The following is a 20,935-nucleotide window of genomic DNA, read 5'->3' as shown; positions in this document are numbered from 1 at the left end:
ACCTGCATCGAACGGTTCGCTTCCCCCTTCAAGTGTGCGGACCTCTGATCACTCATTATTTTCTTCTTATTTATATTAATTTATCCTGTTTACGGGTTGTGGCGTCGACGGTAGCCGGCTCCGGCGTCGCGGGGTATTTCCGTCCCGCACGGCTAGTAGCGGCCATGAACATGCTCGTCGACGGCGAGTGGCGGACCGACGCCTACGAATCGACGAACGACGACGGGGAGTTCGACCGGCAGGAGACGTCCTTTCGCGACTGGGTCAGCGCCGACCCTGACGCGGAGTTCCCCGCGGAGGAGGGGCGCTATCACCTCTACGTCTCGCTGGCCTGCCCGTGGGCCCACCGAACGCTCGTGACGCGGGCGCTGAAGGGCCTCGACCACGCCGTCTCGGTCGACGTGGTCGACCCACATCGACGGAACGACGGCTGGGAGTTCGCCCCCGAGAAGGACGGTTGCACGGCGGACAGTCTCCACGGGTCGGACTACCTCCGCGAGGTGTACACGGCGGCGGACCCCGAGTACACCGGACGAGTGACCGTCCCCGTGCTCTGGGACCGGGAGCGAGAGACCATCGTCAACAACGAGTCCGAGGAGATAATGCGAATGCTCGACACCGCCTTCGACGAACTCGCCGCGAACGACGTGGACCTGTACCCCGAGGGCTACCGGGACGACGTCGACCGGATCATCGACGAGATCTACGACCCCATCAACAATGGGGTCTACCGGGCCGGCTTCGCCGACACCCAGGCGGCCTACGAGCGCGCCGCGAACGAACTGTTCGACGCGCTGGACCGGTGGGACGACGTCCTCGCCGACCAGCGCTACCTCGCAGGCGACCGCCTGACCGAGGCCGACGTCGCGATGTTCACGACGCTCGTCCGGTTCGACGCCGTCTATCACATCCACTTCAAGTGTAACCGCCGGCGGATCGTCGACTACGACAACCTGTGGGGCTACCTGCGGGAGCTGTACCAGCTCCCCGGCGTCGCCGACACGGTGAATCTGGACCACATCACCGAGCACTACTACCGGAGCCACACCGACCTGAACCCCAAGGGGATCGTCCCGGTCGGTCCCGACCTCGACTTCGCGGCGCCGCACGACCGCGACCGCCTCCCCGGCGGGCCGCCCGAGGCGCTCCGCTGAGTTAGCGATCGTAGCGATCGGAGTTTTCCTCCCAGACGACTTCAGTTTAGACGAGTTGTCGGTAAATTTATTACAGGACAAAGAGTCGTTCTCCGGAAGGAAAAGAAAAATGACGGACGGATCGTCCTGGGTGGGGGCGTCCGAGGATCGGGGTGCATCGAACGTGCTCGGTCTCACCATCCTCTTCGGACTGGTGTTTCTGGGCGCGACGCTCGTGTTCCTCGCCGGCGGCATGGCGGTGGAAGAACTGAAACAGGAGAACGACGCTCGCTCCGCGGAGATGTCGATGCAGGAGGTCCGCTCGGACATCGCGTCGCTGTCGTCCCGGGGAGAGGGCTCGACGGAGCTACAGGTCGACGACGGCGTCTCCATCGTCGCGGACGGCGAGATGGCCTTCACCGTCCACGGCTGGACGGACGATCGGACCTACAGGAGCGACTGCACGACGAACATGCCGCTCAGCGCGTTCGAGTACCAGAACGATAACGGAGAGCGCGTGGCCTATCAGGGCGGCGGCGTCTGGAAGCGAACGAACGGCGGGAGCACGATGGTGTCGCCGCCGGCCCTCTCCTACCGCTCCGAGGAGATAGAGGGCGAGGAGTACCGGACGTTCGACTTCAGCGTCGAGAACCTCACCGGCCGGATCGACGACGCGGGCGAGACGACCGCGTCGGTGAACCGGACGCGGTCGCGCGAGCGCCAGGCCGCGATCGAGCGGGAGATGTTCTGCCGCGACGACGGCGACGGGAACGTAACCCGCGTCCGCAGCCTAGAGATCGTCGTCAGGAACAGCACCTACTACGACGCGTGGGGCCGCTACTTCGAGGCCCAGATGGGCGACGTCGGCGACGTTACGGTGTACGACGGGAACCGGACGGTCGTCGTCAGCGACCTGCCGCTCGGGCGGACGGACCTGTCCATCGGCAACGGCGTCCCGCTGCTCGAAGCGACGCCGAACACGAACGACTCGCAGGCCAACCACCGCCTGCGGTACCGCGTGGGGGAGGACCTCGCCGGCGAGAGCCTTGACGAGGTCGAGATACGGTACCGAGACGGCGAAGTGGACTTCGTGCGTGCCTGGAACGGTGGTGGCGGTAGCCGAGGTCACATCAACTTCGACGCCTCCGAAGTAAGGTCTACCAACGGGACGACAGACATCAACAGTAGCATCGTCGACAGCGTCAGCGTCAGTGAGGGGAGTACGCCGACTGTCACCGTCCGGTTCGACGGGACGGTCACGCTGGAAGAGAATGACGTCGTCGTGGTCGAGTACGGCCACAACGGCGATCGTTCCAGTAGCAAGGTGAAGAACCCCTCGTCGCCGGGGCGGTACAACGTCACCGCGTCCGTCGTGGATGAGAGGCGTGACGGCTATCTAACTATTCTCACCGACGCGGCGAGCGACAGCCCCTACGCCGACGCCGACTCCGACGGCGTGCCGGATCACGCCGACGAGTGCGAGGGCGTCAGCGGCGGCGGCGACAACGGCTGCGGCGCTATCTCCGCGGACGAGGACGCCAACGCGCTCGTGGTCAACAGTTCCTCCGGCACGATCGAACTCGTCGGAACGCAGATCGGCGAGGAGCGGACGGTCAACGAGACCCTCGCGGAGCGCGAGCCCCTGGACGTGATGTTCGTGCTGGACCGCTCCGGATCGATGGGTCCGCAGTACAAACCTGATCGCTGGCGGGTACCCGAATACGCCAGATGTAGCTGGGACGAGTCAGGCGAATGGGAGGACTCCGAGGCGACCGATATCGAGTGGGGAGCGGTGAACGGGAACGAGTACGTGGTTCCCTCCGGATTGCGTGTCTACCACCGCAGTGACTACTACTACCAGGGCGAAACGCTGAGCCTGTCACCGGATACGTCCGTCTGGACGCAAACAGGCGAACTCGAGGGCTGCTACAGAGAGGGGAACGACCCTGACAATCAGCGGATCGACGCCACTCGGAGTTTCATCGGTGCCCTCGACGCGAACAACGACAGTGTCGGGGCTGTCGAGTTCAACAGCAGGTCGTACCTTCAGCAATCGCTCACGCAGAACTTCACTGCGACCAACCAGAGCCTCACACCCGCCGCCGTCGGTGGGACGAACATCAGTGCCGGACTGGAAAGTGCGATAGACCAGCATGAGGCGAGGCCGGACGGCGAGGACGTGATCGTGTTGCTCTCCGATGGCGAAAACGATCCTGAATCCCTCAACGACAACACGAACAGGAGCGTCCAGCGGGCGATCGACGAGAACATCACCATCTACACGGTGGGGCTGGGAGACGGTGTCGACGATAGCCTTCTCCAGTACTGGGCAAACGAGACTGGCGGTGACTATTACGGCGTCGACGACGCCGACGGCCTGGAGGACATCTTCGACCAGATCGCCGGCGACGTCACTAACGACAGCGTCCGCGCCGTCGAGCACAAGACGGTGCAGGCGCAGGTCCAGATCGGCGGCGACACGTACGCGCTCGACCCGTCCGCGGCCGACGGCCCCGTCGACCCCGACGGGTCGGCGAGCGCCATTAACGACCCGACTGACAACGGGTCGCTCGCCTTCGCGGTCGACGGGATCGACGTGGGATCGCTGCTGTCGTTCTCGGCGCGGTCGGTCGACTGCGCGGGAGCGAGCGAGACCGGCCTTGAGTCGGAACACGACAACGAGACGTACGCCCACACCACGTGTAACGGCACGACCGGAACGATAGACAGCGCGGACAACAGCTCGGACTCGGACCACCGGATCTTCAGGGATGGGGACGACCTGCCGACCATCTCGACCGCGTGGTGGCAGGCCGGCATCGAGAGCGTCCTCGACGACGACCTCCACAGCGGGGGCGAGTTCGACCTCGGCGACGACCAGGCGATAATCCTGGTGGAACTCGACAGCGCGAACGGGAGCCACACCGACTACGCGGTGTTCCTGTACGACGCCGACACGGACAACGGGTACAGCGGCGGTCCACCGGACGACGGGGAAGAGGCGTCGAGCGACAACAGGTACGTGATCGACATCTCGCCGACGCAGGTCGAGATCGGCGACGACGAGTAGGGGCGGTCGGCGCCCTCACTCCGTGACGACGATCGTGCCGACCATCCCGCCGTTCTCGTGCGGGAGGCAGACGTAGTCGTACTCGCCGGCGACCTCGAACGTGTGCTCGTACGTGTCGCCGGAGGTGAGCAGCCCCTCGTTGCTTCGCCATCCGTCTCGCGCCTCGCTCTCGGAGTCGTACCCGCCCGAGGCGAAGTATTCGGCCCCCTCCGGGATCCCGTCGTCGTAGGCGGTGACGGTGTGTCCCTTCGAACTCGTGTTCTTCCAGGTGACCGTCGTCCCGACGGACACCTCGTACTCCTGCGGAGTGAAGTCCTTCGCGGACATCCCGACGTCGCAGTCCCCGTCGCAGGCGTTGCCAGCGGACCCGATCGACGCGAGACATCCCGAGAGGCCGGTCGCGCCCGCGGCCGAGAGGCCGGCGAGGTACGTGCGGCGCTTCATAACTCCACCTCGGGCCGTCGGCGGGATATGTCCGCCGGTTCGGGTCGCGACGGGCGCGGCCGCACCGAACATAAAAACGTAAGGAGGCGCTGTTCAACCCGGAGAGTATGCAACCCCGGTTCGTCGGGCGACTCAGCCTGGCCGACGCGGTGACGGTGACGAACGCCGCCCTCGGCTTCGTCGCGGTCGTCGTCGCGTCGGTCGACGCGCACCTCGCCGCCCGTCTCGTCCTGCTCGCGGCCGTCGCAGACGGGCTCGACGGCGTCGTCGCACGGCGATACGGCGGGTCGCCCGCCGGGGAGTACCTCGACTCGCTCGCGGACGTCGCCTCGTTCGCGGTCGCGCCGGCCGTCGTCGTGGTCGCCGTCGTCCGCGAGGGGTGGGACCTCTCGCTCGCGGTCCCGGACGCACAGACGGCGCTCGCCGTCGGTCTCCCGGCGCTGTTCGTCGCCATGGCCGTCACGCGACTCGGCATGTACACGGCCTACGACACGGCGACGTGGTACACGGAGGGAACCCCGAGCACGCTCGCGGCGACCATCCTCGCGTCGGCCGTCCTCGCCGGGATCACGACGCCGCAGGTGCTGCTTGCGGGGACCGCCGCGTTCGTCTACCTCATGGTGTCGACGGTCCAGTACCCGGACCTGCTGGCGCGGGACGCGCTCCTGATGGGCGTCGTCCACTCGCTCGCGGTGCTGTTCCCGCGGGCGTTCGGCATGACGTTCCCGTACGCCCTGCTCACGCTCGGCGTGGCGTATCTGACCCTGAGCCCGTGGTTCTACTGGCGCGACGGCGAGGCCGGCGAGAAAGGAAACGCTTAGGGGACGTACGGACACAGTTTCAGGCATATGAACCCGAGTGCGCCGTCGACAGTCGTCACGCGTCGCGCACCTAGTCGGAGTGTTGCTCCGGAGGTGGCCGCATGAGCGGCGACGAGAGCGAGGAACCGGAGACGACCGAGGAGGAAACTCCCGAGGAAGAGGTTTCCGACGAGGAGGAAGCGGCCTCTGAAGAAGAGACGCCGGAGGATACGGAGGGAGACACCTCCGAGGACGAAGCGGAGGAAGATACCTCCGAAGAAGAGACCGAGGAGACGGCACCCGCCACCGCCGTCACGGTCGAGTCCCTCCGCGAGCGCCTCGACGCGATCGAGCAGCGCCTGGAGGAGGCCGAGACGGAGGACGAGCTCGATGAGGTCGAGGCCGAGATCGAGGACCTCGAAGCCGACCTCGAAGGCGCGGACCTCCCCGAGGCCGAAGACGAGGACGAGGCGGACCCGGCCGAGGAGATCGAGAGCGAGAAGGAGGACCTCGCGTCGGAACTCGAGGAGCAGCGCGGCCCGTACGCCGAAGACGTCGTCGCCGACGTCGACGAGGCCGAGTCCACCGTCGCCGACACCGAGTGGACCGAGCGCGGCGAGGGCGAGGTCGCCGAGGCCGTCGAGTCGTTCGTCGGGAGCGTCGACGAGATCCTCGGCGAGTCGGTCACCGTCGCGAGCGACTCCATCGAGGACCTCACCGCCGCGCTGGAGAACGCCGGTGCGGCGGTCGAGACCGCCGACCTCGACCCGGACGACGACGCCGACACGATCGCGGCGCTGCTGGAGGCGTCCGAGGAACTGCTGAGCGACCTCGACGACGCCGAGGAGTGGAGCGACCTCTCCGTCCGCGAGCAGCTGCAGGCCCAGGGCTTCTACGACGTGCTCGACCACCGGAAGGACTACCCGCCGGAGTGGGGCGCACTGAAGGTCTGGACCAAGCGCGGCCGTGCCGACATGGTCCTGCTCGCGCTGGAGAAACTGGAGTCGGAGTTCATGGAGGAGCACTGCCTCGACATGCTGAAGCGCCTCGCCCCCGAGGAGGCCGTCGAGCCGATGCTCCAGCGCGCCGGGAAGCGCGATCAGGACGCCATCGAGATCCTCGGCAAGATCGGGAGCGAGGAGCCGGTCGACACGCTCGTCGAGTACGTCGGCGAGGACGGCAACCCCGGCCTCCAGAAGGTGACGATGAAGGCGCTTGGCGAGATCGGCAGCGAGGAGGCCACCCAGCCCATCGCGGACAACCTCGTCGCGGACGACGAGGAGATCCGGAGCCACGCCGCGCGCTCGCTGGGGCTGCTCGGCGACACCCGCGCCATCGAACCGCTCGCGGACGTGCTCGAAGACGACGACTCGAACACCGTGCGCGCCAGCGCCGCCTGGGCGCTCAACCAGATCGGCACGGAGCGCGCTCTGGACGTCCTCGGCGACTACGCCGACGACCGCGCCTACCGCGTGCAGGCCGAGGCAGAGAAGGCGGTCTGAGGCCCCCTCGTTCTCCCGCAGGTTTATACCGTAACGAGCGGCCAGCACCGCCGTGCTCTCGCGCGCGTTCGTCGTCCTCGTGCTGGTCGCGCTTGCCGTTCCCGCCAGCGGCGGCGCGGTCCCGGCGGCGTCCGTGCCCGTACGCGCGACGGAGGACCCCCGGATCGTCGCCGTCTATCCCGACCCCGTTGAAGCGGACGACCGCGGCGAGTTCGTCGTCGTCGACTTCCCCGAGCCCACGGACCTCTCGGGGTGGACGATCGCCGACGGCGAGACGGTCGCCCCGCTCCCGAACCGTACCGTCGAGGGCAGGGTCGCCGTCAGCGCCGACCCCGCGGCGGCGCGAAACCTGACCGACACCCCGGTCCTGCCGCTCGACGGCCGCCTCGAACTGGCGAACGGCGGGGAGACGATCGAACTTCGGCGGGGGAACGCGACCGTCGACGCGGCGACCTACGAGCGCTCTCGCGAGGGCGAACGATTGACGCGCGACGGGTGGGTCCCGATGGGTGCAAGCGACCACGACCCCGCGGTCTCCGGACCGGCGGACGTCGAGGCGTTCGCGCTCCCGGACTCGCCGGGCGTCCCGGTCCAGGCGCTCTCCGGCGCCGATGACAGGATCCTGCTCGCCGGGTACACGCTGTCCTCCGAGCGCGCGGTCCGCGAACTCGAACGCGCGGCAGCGCGAGGGGTCGAAGTCCGCGTCCTCGTGGACGACAGCCCGGTCGGCGGGACGAGCGAGCGACAGGTCGCCGCTCTGAACCGCCTCGCCGAGAGCGACGCGACCGTGCGGGTCGCCGGCGGCGAGCGCGAGCGATACCGCTTTCACCACCCGAAGTACGCCGTCGTCGACGGCCGCGCGCTGGTGATGACGGAGAACTGGAAGCCGTCGGGCACCGGCGGCGGGTCGAGCAGGGGGTGGGGTGCGCTGGTCCGGGACGCCGCCGTGGCCGACGACCTCGCCGCCGTGTTCCGCGGGGACTGGAACGCCCGCGACGCGGTCCCGTGGCGCGAGCACCGCGAGACGGTCGACCCCGTGAGCGGGAACGCCAGTCGGGAGTCCTATCCCGAGCGCTTCGCGCCGCGGAACGTCTCCGTCGAGCGCGTCCGCCTGCTGACCGCGCCGGACAACGCCGAAGCGGGGATCGTGCGGGAGATCCGCGACGCCGAGGAGTCCCTCCTGGTCGAACAGGTGTCGCTCGGCGGCCGCGAGACGCCGCCCGTGCGGGCGACCGTCGACGCGGCGCGCCGGGGCGTCCGCGTGCGGGTCCTCCTCTCCGGCGCGTGGTACGCCCGCGAGGAGAACCGGGAGCGCGTGCGCTGGCTGAACGCGCTCGCCGAGCGCGAGGGGCTGGACTTGGAGGCCCGCGTCGCGGAGCCGCGCTCGCGGTTCGAGAAGATCCACGCGAAAGGCGTCGTGATAGACGAGCGGCGGGTGATACTGGGAAGCGTCAACTGGAACAACAACTCCCTCCGGGAGAACCGCGAGGTGGCTCTCGTTCTGGTTGGGGACGAGGTAGGAGCGTACTACGCCCGCCTCTTCCGCGCGGACTGGCGCGGCGGGGCGTGGCGGGTTCCCGGCGGCGTCGCGGCGGTGCTGGGGTTGGTGGTGCTCGCGGCGACGTGGTACGGACGGCGGAAAATCGAGTTCGAGTAACGCTCAGTCCCGCTGGACCGTGCTCGACAGCTCCTCGTCGATGTCAGCGGCGGCCATCTTCTCGACGAGCGAGTCGAGCACCTCCTCGCGGCGCCCCTGCACGAACTTGATCGAGCCGACGACGAGGTGGCCGCCGCCGCTGACGCCGCCGCCGACGATGCCCTCGTCGAGTTCGGACACCATCGTCGGGATGTCGAGGCGGACGCCGTCGGAGCGGAGGACGGCGAAGTCCGGGCCGTAGCCGATGGTGATGACGGGGTCGCCCGTCTCCTTGACCTTGCGGTCGTGGATCTCGCCTGTCGTCTTGCCCGGCGCGGGGTAGGTGAAGCGGTGGGCGTGGTTCTCCACGTCGATGCGGTAGAGGTGCGCGCCGTTGTCCAGTTCTTCGTGCTTGACGTGCGACATCGCGGCGTCGAGCTGGTCCTCGACGTCCTCGCGGGCGCGGTCGGCGAGGAACTCGACGAGCTCGCGGTGGCGCTCCTCGTCGTCGCAGTCGACGTTCAGCACGTCGTTGATGAGGTGGCGACCGGCGTCGTAGCGCAGCCAGTGGGCCTCGTAGTCGAGCGCCTCGCTGATGTCGCGGAGCGTCTCCTCGTCGTAGCCCTCCTCACGGGCCAGGTCGAGGTAGTCGTCCATCGCGTCGGCCTTCGAGCGGTCCGAGAGGCCGGCGACGGCGGGGACGTGGCGGAGCTCGTCCTCGATGTCGGGGTAGATCATCCGCGCGAGCTCGACGCACATCATCCCCGTCGTGATGCGGTAGTCCTCGTCGTGGAGGTAGGGGTTGACGTGCGCGTCGAGCAGGTCCTCGACGGCGTCGGGGTCGGGGTGGTGGTGGTCGACGACGGCGATGGGGATGTCGTAGTGGGCGAGGTTCTCGTAGGCGGGCACGTCCTCGGCCGTGCTGCCGTTGTCGAGCATCAGGAGGAGCGGGAGCTTCTGGCCGTGGCGGGCGCGGTCTTCAAGCGCGAAGTTGAGGTCGCGCGTGGCGTCCTCCATCTCGTAGAACGGCGCCTTGCTCGGCAGGCGCTTGAGGAGGTGTCGGGGGGCTTCGGGGTCCTCGTGCGTCTCGGCGATGAACCGCTCCAGCGCGTACTGGACGGGGACGCTCGCGCACATCCCGTCGCCGTCGGCGTGGTGCCGGACGCGGATGGGGCGGCTCTCCAGCACCGTCTCCCGGAGCAGCTTCGCGACCTCGCGGAGGTCGGGGCGGAGCTTCTCGAACGCGGGCCAGTCGATGAGCGGCTCGGCGTCGCGGGGTTCGGCACGCTCCGCCATCGCCTCGGCGAGGCGCTCGCGGACCGCTTCGGCGCCGTCGGCGTCGAGCGCCTCCAGCGAGTCGACCTCGACCTGGATGGCGTCCTCGCGGCGCTCCACGTCGCCGCTGATACGGACCACGTCGTCGACTTCGACCTCGGGATGGGCGCGGACGCCGGCCTCCTCGAACGCCGCGCAGGGGATGATCCCCGTCTCGTCGCGGACGTGGAAGATGGTGGGGCCGCCCGTCTGTTTGATCTGGACGACCTCGCCCTCGAGCGTCACGGTCTCGCCGACCCGCTCGGTCAGGTTCTCGGCGTCGGCCACGTCGTACTCGGCCTCGACGCCGACGACGACGTAGTCGTCGACCTCGGCGGCGGCGAACGCGACGTCGCCGTTCTCGCGGATCTGGTCGAGCTCGACGACGAACTCGTCGCCGACGGCGTACGTCCCGGAGAGGTTCGACTCGTGGACAAGCCCGGAGACGTGCTCGGAGAGGTCGACGAAGACGCCGTAGTCGACGACGCCGTTGACGGTCGCGAGATACAGTTCGTCCTCCTCGACGGCATCTATCGTGCAGTCCGGCGCTAGATCGTAGACGGTCGTGTCGCCGGCGCTCTCGCGTCCGGCATCGTCAGCGGTCATCTTGGCACGTACTTCGAAGCGCCCGGGTAAAACCCTTATCAACATCCGCTTCGCATCCGGAACGTTTAGGATCCGGAGCCCCCGAGGTGAGCACATGGGACTGTTCGGGTCGCTGTTCCGGTCGAGCGAACTCCTCGGGATCGCCCGCGAAACGCTGGAGTTCGCGCTGGAGGCCTCTGAGGACACGCACCCGAACGAGTACATGGGCTTTCTCCGGGGGACCGACGCCCGCGACCTCGGACTGGACCGGGACGGCACCGTCATCACCGACGTGGTGGTGATCCCGGGGACCGAAGCCAACAGCGTCAGCGCGACGGTGAAAACGAGCATGAAGCCGAACGACGTGCAGTCGCTCGGCTCCGTCCACTCGCACCCGAACGGCGTCCTCCGCCCGAGCGACGCGGACCTGCGGACGTTCGGCTCCGGCGAGGTGCACATCATCATCGGCGCGCCGTACGGCCGCGACGACTGGAAGGCGTTCGACAGTCAGGGCGACCCCCGGGACCTGGACGTCATCGACGTGTCCGTCCCGGACGCGCAGGAGTTCTTCGACTTCACGCAGATGGACATCGACGACGAACTGCGACGCGACGACAACGACCGACGACGATGAGAGGACCTACATGACGAAAGCGATCGCACAGGGGACCTTCGACCTGCTCCACCCGGGCCACGTCCACTACCTCCGGGAGGCGGCGACGTTCGGAGACGAGCTACACGTCATCATCGCCAGGCGGGAGAACGTCACGCACAAGGCGAAACCCGTGCTCCCGGACCGCCAGCGCCGCGACATGGTCGACGCACTGGAGATAGTCGACCGCGCGCGACTGGGCCACCGCGAGGACATCTTCGTCCCGATCGAGGAGATCGATCCGGACTACATCGTCCTCGGTCACGACCAGCACCACGACGAGGCGGCCATCGAGGACGAACTCCACCGGCGCGGCATCGACTGCGAGGTCCGGCGGGCGTCGGGTCGAGAGCCCCGGTTCGAGGGCGAACTGCTGTCGACCGGCCGGATCATCGACCGGATCCTCGAAGAGCGCGGCTGAGCCACGATCGCGGCAGTTCGAGCCCGCTTCGGTCCGAACCGTTTTTCCGATCGACGCCGTCGGTTCCGACGTGACAGACCGTAGCTCGGAGCCGGGCGTCGGCAGGCGCCGGATCCTCTCGCTCTCGGGCGCCGGTCTCGGCGCGGCCCTCGCGGGGTGCGCCGAGTTCTCGACCGGCGACGAGGAGAGCGGCGGCGAGACGAACGACTCGACGGCCACGACGACCGCCGTCCCGGAGGCGACGGTCACCGTCCGCCTCAGGAACCGGGACGACGCAGAACGGGAGTACGAGGTCGTCGTTCGGCAGGGCGACGACGCGACCAACAGCTTCTTCGGCGTCCTCCCCGCGAACCGCGAGCGGTGGGTCGAGATGGTCGCGACCTTCCGCCCGACCGACGAGCGTCACGAGGTGACCATCGACGTCGCGGGGAGCCAGCGGGGCACCACGTGGAACCCGAACGACTGCAACGACTACCTCGTCGAAGCGACCGTCGAGAGTGGGGATCCGGAGTTCAGCGCTCAGTGTCGGACCGAGTGACGGCCGGCCGGCGCTCCGAACGGCGACGTTCTATTAGGCCGGAACCGGACGGGTCGGTATGGACAAGCAGTCGCTCCGCGAGCGGGTCTGGGACGAACTGGAGGAGAGCGGCGACGCGCGGTTTCCCTTCCCGCCGCACGGCCGCATCCCCAACTTTGCAGGAGCCGACGAGGCGGCCGACCGCCTGGCCGAACTGGACGAGTGGCGAGCGGCCGACGCGGTCAAGGCCAATCCCGACTCTCCCCAGCGGCCCGTCCGCCGGCGCGCCCTCGAAGCGGGCAAGACGGTGTACATGGCCGTCCCGCGCCTGCGCGACGAGGAGTGCTTCCTCGAACTCGACCCCGTGCACATCGACGACTACGACACCGCGACGACGATCTCGGGGTCGTCGGAGCTCGGCGTGCAGGTCGCTCCCGACGAGATGGACCCCGTCGACTTCGTCGTGAGCGGGAGCGTCGTCGTCGACGACCGCGGCGCGCGGATCGGGAAGGGCGAGGGGTACAGCGACCTGGAGTTCGCCGTCCTGCGCGAACTCGGCCTCGTCGACGACGTCACCGTCGCGACGACGGTCCACGAGATTCAGGTGTCGGACGAGGCCCTGCCGACCTCGGCGCACGACGTGCCGATGGACTACGTCGTGACGCCGGAGCGAACGATCGAGACGACCGGCGAGTACGACCGCCCGACGGGGATCGACTGGGACGTGCTAGACGAGGAGACGATCGAGGAGATACCGGTGTTGCAGGAGATGCGGCCCTGAGCGGCGCGAACGCGACCGAGCCGACGCCAAAGCACTACTCCCTTCGGTCCGTACGCTGAGTGTGATAAACCGACCGTCGAGACGGGCGGTCCTCCGGTCCGTCGCGCTGGCGGGCGCGAGCGGGTCGCTGGCGGGCTGTAGCCGCCTCCCAGGTTTCGGCAGGCCGCAGGAGGGCGAACCGATCCCGGACGGGCCGACCGTCGCGCTCGAACCGGTCGCCGAGGGGTTGACCGCGCCGCTGGGCTTCGAGGTGGCGAACGAGGACCGGGACCGCCGCTTCGTCGTCGACCAGATCGGCCTCGTCCGGGTGCACGGTCCGGACGGGCTCCGCGACGAGCCGTTTCTGGACCTGCGCGACGCGATCACGGGGTTCGGCGAGCAAGGGCTACTTGGAGCGGCGTTCCACCCCGCGTTCGCCGACAACGGCCGCCTGTTCGTCAGGTACAGCGCGGAGCCGCGCGAGGGGACGCCGAGCGGCTACAGCCACACGTTCGTCCTCTCGGAGTTCCGCGCGGGCGACGACCGCGAGCGCATCGACCCCGACAGCGAGCGGACCGTGATGGAGATACCGCAGCCGCAGGGCAACCACAACGCCGGCGCGGTGGCGTTCGGCCCCGACGGCTACCTCTACGTGGCGACGGGTGACGGCGGTGCTGCGAACGACACGGGGCGGGGCCACGTCGACGACTGGTACGACGAGAACGCAGGTGGCAACGGGCAGGACGTGACGGAGAACCTGCTCGGAGGGATACTGCGGATCGACGTGGACGGCGATGCCGATCCGTACGCCGTTCCCGACGACAACCCGCTCGTCGGCGAGGAGGGCCTCGACGAGTACTACGCGTGGGGGCTGCGCAACCCCTGGCGGATCTCGTTCGACTCGGAGGGTCGCCTGTTCGTCGCCGACGCCGGCCAGGAGCTGTTCGAGGAGGTGAACCTCGTCGAGAAGGGCGGCAACTACGGGTGGAACGTGAAGGAGGGGAGCCGCTGTTTCAGTCCCGACAGCCCGACCGACCCGCCGGACGACTGTCCCGACGCGACCCCGGAGGACGTCCGCGGCGGCGAACCCCTCGTCGACCCGGTCATCGAGTACCCGCAGCGGGCAGACGGGGAGTCGGTGGGCAGTTCCACCGTCGGGGGTTACCTCGCCGAGACCGGGGCGGTTCCGGCGCTGGAGGGACGGTTCGTCTTCGGCGACTTCAGCGCCTCGTTCGGAAACCCCTCGGGGACGCTGTTCGCCGCGACGCCGCCCGAGGACGGTGAGGGGCAGTGGGCGGTCGAACGACTCGTGCCGGTGTCGGGGTCGCTCGACCGGTACCTCCTCTCGCTCGGCCGCGACGCCGACGGCCGGCTCTACGCGCTGACGAGCCTCGAACTCGCGCCCGAGGGCGAAACGGGCGTCGTCTTCCGGATCGAACCGGCGGAAGAGGGGGAAGACGGCGACGGAACCCGTACGCAAGGCGACGACGCGACCGACGAGAACGCGACCGACGGAGACGACGACACTGGCGAGTCCGCATCGACCGGCCAGTCCGGGTTCAGCGTCCCCGGCGCGGCGGCGGGGCTCCTGGCGGTGATGCGGTGGGTAACCAGCGGCGAAAAACGGTGAGGACGGGTCGGCGCTACAGGTACCCTTCCTCGACGAGGCGGTCGACGGCCTCGCGGAGGCGCTCCTTGCTGTTGGCGTAGGAGATACGGGCGTAGCCCGGCGTGCCGAAGGCGCTCCCCGGGACCGTCGCGACGTGGGCGTCCTCGATCGCGCCCTCGCACCACGCCGTGTCGTCGTCGTCGACGGGAAGCATCATGTAGAACGCGCCGTCGGGGACGGCGACGTCGACGCCGTGGTCGGCGAGCAGGTCGACGAGCATGTCGCGGCGCTCCTCGAACGCCTCGGCCATCTCGGCGACCGCCTCGTCCGTGTTGCGGATGGCCTCGACGCCGGCGTGCTGGACGAAGTTGACGGCGCAGGAGACCGAGTGCGAGTGGAGCTTCCCGGCCTGGTCGATCAGCTCCTCCGGCGCGGCGACGTAGCCCAGCCGCCACCCGGTCATCGAGTACGCCTTGGAGAAGCCGTTGATCGTGACCGTGCGATCCTCCATCCCGTCGAGCGTCCCCAGACTGACCGGGTCGACGCCGTAGGTGATCTCGCGGTAGATCTCGTCAGAGATGACGGTGACGTCGTGCTCGACGGCGAGGTCGCGGACGCCCTCCAGCGCGGCCTCGGAGTACACCGCGCCGTGGGGGTTGCCCGGCGAGTTGACGACGAGCAGTTCAGTCTCGTCGGAGACGGTGGCTTCGAGGTCGTCGAGGGCCGGCTCTAGCTGGAAGTCGTGCTGCGCGGTGTCGACGCGCGAGACGGTGCCGTCCGACAGCTTCACCATCGCCTCGTAGGACACCCACGCGGGGTCCAGCAGGACGACCTCGTCCCCGTCGTCGATCAGCGACTGGAACGTCTCGAACAGCGCCTGCTTCCCGCCGGGCGTGACGATGACGTTCTCGCGCTCGTAGTGGAGGCCACAGTCCTCCTGCAGGTACTCGGCGATGGCGTCCCGGAGTTCGGGGATGCCGTTCGACGTGGTGTAGCCGGTGTGGCCGGCGTCCATCGCTTCCTTGCCGGCCTCGACGATGTTCTCCGGCGTGTCGAAGTCCGGTTCGCCGACGCTCAGGTCGACGACGTCGACGCCGTCGGCCTCGAGTTCGGAGGCCTTGTTGCTGATCGCGAGCGTCGCGCTCGGTTCGACTCGTTCGACGCGGTCTGCGAAGTCCATGGACATGTTATAGTTCCTCGGCGAGTTGGACGGCGCTCTCGACCGCCTTCGCGCCGTTGTCGGTACGCGCTCGGGCCTCGTCGGGAGTCATGCCGGGACCGGAGATGCCGAGCGCGACCGGCGTGTCGCGGTCGAGGCTCACGTCGGTGAGCCGGCCGTAGGCCGCCTCGGCGATCTTCTGGTCGTGGTCCGTGTCGCCGGTGATTATCGCCCCGACGACCGCCACCGCGTCGACGTCGTCCCTGCGCGCCAGTCGGTCGGCGGCCAGCGGCGAGTCGTACGCGCCGGGGACCCGGAGCGTCTCCGCGACCTCCGCGCCCAGTTCGTCGGCCGCCTCGCGGGCCGACTCCTCCATCTGCTCGGTGATCGGGGCGTTGAACTCCGCGACCACCAGTCCGAGCGTTACCATACTCCCCGATTCCGCGACGGCGAACATAAGGCCTGCCGTTCCGACCGGGAGCGGGCCGACCCGCGTCAGGACCGCGTCTCGGCGACTCCCGCTCCGCGAACGGAGCGACGTCGCCGCGTCGGACCGCGGATCCGGCCGCGCGGACCGGTCCGCGATATAAAGAGTTTCAACCCCGGGCTACGCTCACAGTGACGATGACAGACGATCCTGCCGGCGGGACGGCCGACCCCTCCCCCGCCGTCCGCAACCGCCCTGGGGACCGGACGATGCAGGCGGTCGTCGCCCTCGCAGTCCTCGCGCTGGCCGCCCGCCTCGTCGCGCTGGGGTCCCGCGTCGCCCACTGGGACGAGGGGCGACTCGGCTACGCGACCCTTCGCTACGCCGACTCTGGCGCGTGGGCGTACGACCCGGCGCTGCACGGCCCGTTCCTCTTTCACGTGAACGAGGCGCTGTTCGGGCTGCTCGGCCCCTCCGACTTCGCGGCCCGCCTGGTCGTCGCGCTGGTCGGCGGCGTCCTCCCCCTCGCCGCCCTGCTGTTCCGCGGTCGACTGGCCGACGACGAGACGGTCGCGCTCGGCTTCTTCCTCGCGCTGAACCCGATCCTGCTGTACTACTCCCGGTTCGCGCGCAACGACGTGCTCGTCGCCGCGTTCATGCTGTTCGCGCTCGGCTTTCTCGTCCGTGCCTACGACCTGCGCTCGCCGCCGCACCTCTACGCCGGCGCGGCTGCGCTGGCGCTCGGACTGACGACCAAGGAGAACGCCCTGCTGTACCTGCTCGCGTGGGCCGGGGCGGCGCTCCTCCTCGTCGACCACCGGATCCTCCGCGCCACCGACGGGGAAGGCGGGGACGACGCGGGCGGCGACAAAGCGGTATCGCCGGAGGACGGTGACGCCGCGGAACCGTCGGCCGACGGCGGCGAGACGGCGACCGCACCGGCGGACGAGGGGCGGACGGACTGGGCCGACTACCTCCGCTCGGCGGGCGCGAGCCACGCCGACGAACTGCGGTACTGGACGGGGCCGGTCGCGCTGGCGCTCGTCGAGGTCGTCGCGGTGCTCGTCCTGTTCTACGCGCCGCGGGGCGACGACCCCGGCGAGGCGACGCTCGGCAACGCCCTCGGCGACCCGACGCTCCTGCCGGCCGTCCTCGACGCCGCGCTGCTCGGCACCTGGGAGAGGGTGGGCTTCTGGACCAGCGGCGTCCAGTTGAGCCACCCCTACGTCTCGTGGCTGGTGTACTACTTCGAAACCCTGCTCGTCGCCGCGGGCCCGCTCGTCGCGCTCGCGGTGGTGGGCTTCCTCGCCGACCGCTACGCCGCGGACGGCCCCCGCGACCTCGTCGCGCTCGCGGCGTACTGGGGCGGCGCGAGCGTCGTCTTCTACCCCATCGTCAGCGCGACGAAGGCCGCCTGGACGATGGTCCATATCGTCGTCCCGCTCGCCGTCCCCGCCGCAGTCGGCCTCGCGCTCGTCTACCGCTGGGGCGCGGAGGCGATCGCGGACGACGACCCGCTGAGTGCGGGACTCACGGCGTTCCTCCTGCTCGTCACCGTCGTCGGCGTCGCCGGCGGCGGCGTCCACTACGCGCACGTCGCGCCGCAGTCCCCGGACAACCCGATGGTCCAGTACGGCCAGCCGGCCGGGGAGATGAAGGGGACGCTCGCCGACGCGGGCGCGGCGGCCGAGGCGAACGAGGGCCTCGACGTGCTGTACTACGGCGAGTTCTTCCACGTCGACAACGAGAGCCGCGCCGTCGCGCTCCCGGTGGAGAACGCGACCGGCGAGAACGGGTTCCTCGTGGAGGACAACTCGAACTGGTACAACCGCCTCCCCCTCCCCTGGTACTTCGAGGCCCACGACGCGACCGCGGCGAGCGCCGACAACGAGTCCGAACTCGCCCGGACGGTGGAGGCCGAGTCGCCGCCCGTGATCGTCACGCGCGCCGGCAACCGCGCGCTCGTCGACGAGGTCGCCGAGGGCTACGAGTCGCGGACGTACGAACTCACCGCGCCCGGGACGGAGATCGTGATCTACGTCGACCTCGAGGCCGTAGAGGGCGGCTCGTGAGGTCGAATCGCCCCGACGGACCGCACCGGGGCGTCAGTGCAGCATGTCGAGGAGGAAGATGACCAGGAACCCGACGAAAAACAGCGTGGTCGATGTCGGCGTCTCCGGCACCTTCTGGGCCTTCACGAGCAGTTCCTCGGTCACGAGATAGAGGAGCGCGGCCGACCCGAACGCCAGCACGAGCGCGACCGGCGCCCCCGTGACCCCGTCGAAGGCGTACGTCCCGAGGGTCACGCCGGCCAAAAGGAGGAGGCCGAACCCGACCGGCACTGCCATCTTCCTCGCCGTCCCCATCTTCTTCGGGAGCGCGATGACGCCGGCGACGCCGAGGAACAGCACCTCGATGGCGAGCGCCACGGCGAGGAGGATCCCGGTGGCCGCCTCTGTCAGGAACGTCACGCCGATCAGCACGCCGTCGATCAGCATGTCGATGCCGACGGTGATGAGCAGGCCCGCCGCCCCCGCCGCGCGGCCGCCGATGTCCCGCTTCTCGATGGTCTTGCTGAGGCGGTGGATACCGAGCATCGTCGCGACGCCGATCGCGAACCCGACGACGACCACGCCCGGTGCCCGGGTGTGGATGTCCGGGAGCAGTTCCGCGGCGACGGCGGCGAACACGACGCCAGCGGCGAAGTGCTGGACGTTGCTCTCCATCTGCGGGCTCGGCGGTCGATACACCGCGACCAGCCCGCCGACGAGCGCTGCCACGACGGCCATCATCGTGTACGTGAGCGCCTGAACGAGTGTCTCGACCATTCGGACGGCGTACCACGCCCAGACAGTTGTAGGCTGGCCTGCCGTCGATCCCGATGTGGTAACCCTTAAGCGACGGCGGGCGAAACGGCCGCTCACAGGATGACTTCGCCGCTCTCGACGCCAGGACCGACGCTGGGCGTGGTCGGCGGCGGCCAGCTCGGACGGATGATGGCCGAGGCCGCCGCGCCGCTCGGCGTCGAACTCGTCGTGCTCGACCCGACGCCGGACTGCCCCGCATCGCCCGTCGCCCGCGACCAGATCGTCGGCGACTTCGACGACCCGGACGCGGTGCGCGAACTGGCCGACCGCGCCGACTTCCTCACCTTCGAGATCGAACTCACGGACCCCGACCTGCTGGAGACGGTCGGCGAGGAAGCCGGCGTTCCGGTCCACCCCTCGCCGGACACGCTCCGGACGATCCAGGACAAGCTCGTTCAGAAGCGCGAACTGGCCGAGGCCGGGATCCCGGTGCCCGCGTTCCGCCGCGCCGACGACGCCGACGACCTGCGGGACGCCCTCGACGACCTCGGTGCGCCCGCCATGGTGAAAGCCCGCACCGGCGGCTACGACGGTCGCGGCAACGCGCCGGTCGAGGACCCGGACGAGGCCGAGGCCGTCCTCGACGCCGTCGGCGCCGGCGAGGGCGGCGCGATGGTCGAGGAGCTCGTGGACTTCGAGCGCGAGGTCTCGGTCATCGGCGTGAAGGGCGACGACGAGGTCGCGACGTTCCCCGTCGGCGAGAACGTCCACGAGGAGGAGATCCTCCGCGAGACGGTCGTCCCGGCGCGGACGAGCGACGCGGTGCGCGAGCGCGCCGAGGCGGTGGCCCGCGACGTACTGGAGTTCCTCGACGGCCGCGGCGTGTACGGGATCGAGCTGTTCGAGGCGAGCGAGCCGGGAGACGGCGAGGGCGAGATCCTCGTCAACGAGATCGCCCCGCGCCCGCACAACTCCGGGCACTGGACCATCGAGGGCGCGCTCACCTCGCAGTTCGAACAGCACGTCCGCGCCGTGACGGGCCGGCCGCTCGGCGCGACTGAGCTGCGCGCGACGACGGCGATGGCGAATATCCTCGGCGACGTTCGCGAATCGAAAGATTCGCGAGCACATCAGAATCCCTCGGATTCTGAGGACGTGGACGAGCGACAGACGGCCGAACTCCACGGGGTCGACGAGGCGCTCGCGACCCCCGCCGTCGGCTTCCACTGGTACGGCAAACGCGAGGTGTACCCCCTTCGGAAGATGGGCCACGTCACCGCCGTCGAGGACGGCGGCGACCCCGACGAACTGCTCGCGAAGGCCCGCGACGTGCGCGACGGACTGACGTTCGACTCCTGACGGCCGGCGCCACCGACCTGACCACCACGACCATGACACAGGCAGACTCCGTCTCCGACCTGATCGCATCGCTCGAAGCCGAGGCCGACCGCGACCGCGACTCCGAGGACACGCCCGACGTGGGCATCGTGATGGGGAGCGACTCGGACCTCGACGTGATGATGGGCACCGAGGACGACCCCGGCGCGTACGACGCGCTGACCGAGCTCGGCTTCGAGGAGGTGACCGACTACGACGACCCGCCGGAGTCCCGGTTCACGTTCGAGACGTACGTCACCTCGGCTCACCGGACGCCGGAACTGATGTACGCCTACGCGGAGACGGCCGAGGCCCGCGGGATCGACGTCATCATCGCCGGGGCGGGCGGGAAGTCGGCCGACCTTCCCAACATGACCGCCTCCATCGCATACCCCGTTCCCGTGGTCGGCGTCCCCGTCCAGGAGAAGTCCGTCGACTCCGTCATCGGGATGCCGACGGGCGCGCCGCTGGTCGCCGTGGACGCCGGTAAGTCGTTCAACGCGGCGCTGTCGGCGGCGCAGATGCTCGCGCGCGAGCACGACGAACTCCGCGAGCGCCTCGTCGAGTACCACGACGGCCTCCAGCAGTCCGTCGGCGAGGTGTCACGCGACCTGCACGAACTCGGCACGCCCGGGTTCCGCGAACGGGACGCCTGACGGACCAGCCGCGAAACCGCCCGCCCGCGACCCTGCGCGGCGGGTGAGATCCGGATAGCCGCCGTA

At 69.3% G+C, this 20,935-nt stretch carries 18 protein-coding genes; 13 read left to right on the top strand and 5 right to left on the bottom strand.

Annotated elements, in window-relative coordinates; translation table 11 throughout:
• The first annotated feature begins 164 nt into the window (after positions 1 to 164).
• The gene (locus D8670_RS00165) at positions 165 to 1,154 is read left to right on the top strand and encodes a glutathione S-transferase family protein (protein ID WP_121816079.1); all 990 of its coding nucleotides are present in this window, start codon (positions 165 to 167) and stop codon (positions 1,152 to 1,154) included.
• A 109-nt stretch (positions 1,155 to 1,263) separates the two neighbouring features.
• Positions 1,264 to 4,203 (top strand): DUF7289 family protein, encoded by a 2,940-nt coding sequence (locus D8670_RS00160; RefSeq protein ID WP_121816078.1) that lies wholly within the window; start codon positions 1,264 to 1,266, stop codon positions 4,201 to 4,203.
• A 15-nt stretch (positions 4,204 to 4,218) separates the two neighbouring features.
• On the opposite strand, the gene D8670_RS00155 is transcribed toward D8670_RS00160, so the two are convergent.
• On the bottom strand, positions 4,219 to 4,647 hold the full coding sequence (locus D8670_RS00155; RefSeq protein WP_121816077.1) for a plastocyanin/azurin family copper-binding protein: 429 nt from the start codon (positions 4,645 to 4,647) through the stop codon (positions 4,219 to 4,221).
• Positions 4,648 to 4,754: 107 nt separating this feature from the next.
• On the opposite strand from D8670_RS00155, the gene D8670_RS00150 reads away from it, so the two are divergent.
• From D8670_RS00150 to D8670_RS00140, 3 genes are all read left to right on the top strand, one after another.
• Positions 4,755 to 5,468 (top strand): protein sorting system archaetidylserine synthase, encoded by a 714-nt coding sequence (locus D8670_RS00150; protein WP_121816076.1) that lies wholly within the window; start codon positions 4,755 to 4,757, stop codon positions 5,466 to 5,468.
• A gap of 101 nt (positions 5,469 to 5,569) precedes the next feature.
• On the top strand, positions 5,570 to 6,949 hold the full coding sequence (locus D8670_RS00145; RefSeq protein WP_121816075.1) for a HEAT repeat domain-containing protein: 1,380 nt from the start codon (positions 5,570 to 5,572) through the stop codon (positions 6,947 to 6,949).
• A 52-nt stretch (positions 6,950 to 7,001) separates the two neighbouring features.
• The gene (locus D8670_RS00140; RefSeq protein WP_121816074.1) at positions 7,002 to 8,606 is read left to right on the top strand and encodes a phospholipase D-like domain-containing protein; all 1,605 of its coding nucleotides are present in this window, start codon (positions 7,002 to 7,004) and stop codon (positions 8,604 to 8,606) included.
• A gap of 3 nt (positions 8,607 to 8,609) precedes the next feature.
• Here the strand turns inward: D8670_RS00140 and D8670_RS00135 are convergent, their stop codons facing one another.
• Positions 8,610 to 10,505: a Hef-associated nuclease gene (locus D8670_RS00135; protein WP_121816073.1), complete on the bottom strand. Its 1,896-nt coding sequence runs from the start codon at positions 10,503 to 10,505 to the stop codon at positions 8,610 to 8,612.
• Between the two features lie 94 nt (positions 10,506 to 10,599).
• Here D8670_RS00135 and D8670_RS00130 point away from each other — a divergent pair, with 94 nt between their 5' ends.
• The 5 genes from D8670_RS00130 (at position 10,600) to D8670_RS00110 (ending at position 14,464) form a co-directional block, all read left to right on the top strand.
• The gene (locus tag D8670_RS00130) at positions 10,600 to 11,118 is read left to right on the top strand and encodes a Mov34/MPN/PAD-1 family protein (protein ID WP_121816072.1); all 519 of its coding nucleotides are present in this window, start codon (positions 10,600 to 10,602) and stop codon (positions 11,116 to 11,118) included.
• Between the two features lie 10 nt (positions 11,119 to 11,128).
• Complete coding sequence (locus D8670_RS00125) at positions 11,129 to 11,557, top strand: FAD synthase family protein (RefSeq protein WP_121816071.1); 429 nt, start codon at positions 11,129 to 11,131, stop codon at positions 11,555 to 11,557.
• 70 nt (positions 11,558 to 11,627) lie between these two features.
• Positions 11,628 to 12,095: a hypothetical protein gene (locus D8670_RS00120; protein ID WP_121816070.1), complete on the top strand. Its 468-nt coding sequence runs from the start codon at positions 11,628 to 11,630 to the stop codon at positions 12,093 to 12,095.
• Positions 12,096 to 12,153: 58 nt separating this feature from the next.
• The gene (locus D8670_RS00115) at positions 12,154 to 12,855 is read left to right on the top strand and encodes a 5-formyltetrahydrofolate cyclo-ligase (protein ID WP_121816069.1); all 702 of its coding nucleotides are present in this window, start codon (positions 12,154 to 12,156) and stop codon (positions 12,853 to 12,855) included.
• Positions 12,856 to 12,916: 61 nt separating this feature from the next.
• Entirely contained in the window at positions 12,917 to 14,464 is a 1,548-nt protein-coding gene (locus D8670_RS00110) for a PQQ-dependent sugar dehydrogenase (protein WP_233752171.1), read from the top strand.
• 13 nt (positions 14,465 to 14,477) lie between these two features.
• Here D8670_RS00110 and D8670_RS00105 read toward each other — a convergent pair whose 3' ends face one another.
• Both D8670_RS00105 and ribH read right to left on the bottom strand, forming a co-directional pair.
• On the bottom strand, positions 14,478 to 15,629 hold the full coding sequence (locus D8670_RS00105; RefSeq protein WP_121816067.1) for a pyridoxal phosphate-dependent aminotransferase: 1,152 nt from the start codon (positions 15,627 to 15,629) through the stop codon (positions 14,478 to 14,480).
• Between the two features lies 1 nt (position 15,630).
• Entirely contained in the window at positions 15,631 to 16,032 is a 402-nt protein-coding gene (gene ribH / locus D8670_RS00100) for a 6,7-dimethyl-8-ribityllumazine synthase (RefSeq protein WP_121816066.1), read from the bottom strand.
• 194 nt (positions 16,033 to 16,226) lie between these two features.
• Here ribH and D8670_RS00095 point away from each other — a divergent pair, with 194 nt between their 5' ends.
• Positions 16,227 to 18,101, top strand: a complete 1,875-nt coding sequence (locus D8670_RS00095; RefSeq protein WP_121816065.1) for a flippase activity-associated protein Agl23 — start codon at positions 16,227 to 16,229, stop codon at positions 18,099 to 18,101.
• Positions 18,102 to 18,134: 33 nt separating this feature from the next.
• Here D8670_RS00095 and D8670_RS00090 read toward each other — a convergent pair whose 3' ends face one another.
• Entirely contained in the window at positions 18,135 to 18,857 is a 723-nt protein-coding gene (locus D8670_RS00090) for a ZIP family metal transporter (RefSeq protein WP_193569460.1), read from the bottom strand.
• Between the two features lie 99 nt (positions 18,858 to 18,956).
• Between D8670_RS00090 and D8670_RS00085 the strand changes: the two genes are divergently transcribed.
• Both D8670_RS00085 and purE read left to right on the top strand, forming a co-directional pair.
• Entirely contained in the window at positions 18,957 to 20,195 is a 1,239-nt protein-coding gene (locus D8670_RS00085) for a 5-(carboxyamino)imidazole ribonucleotide synthase (RefSeq protein ID WP_121816064.1), read from the top strand.
• 32 nt (positions 20,196 to 20,227) lie between these two features.
• Positions 20,228 to 20,869 (top strand): 5-(carboxyamino)imidazole ribonucleotide mutase, encoded by a 642-nt coding sequence (gene purE, locus D8670_RS00080; protein WP_121816063.1) that lies wholly within the window; start codon positions 20,228 to 20,230, stop codon positions 20,867 to 20,869.
• Positions 20,870 to 20,935: the final 66 nt, after the last annotated feature.

The organism is Halostella limicola (assembly GCF_003675875.1).
Lineage (GTDB): Archaea > Halobacteriota > Halobacteria > Halobacteriales > Natronoarchaeaceae > Halostella > Halostella limicola.
Note: the sequence above shows the minus strand (reverse complement) of the source record. Positions and strands in the feature narration are given on the sequence as shown.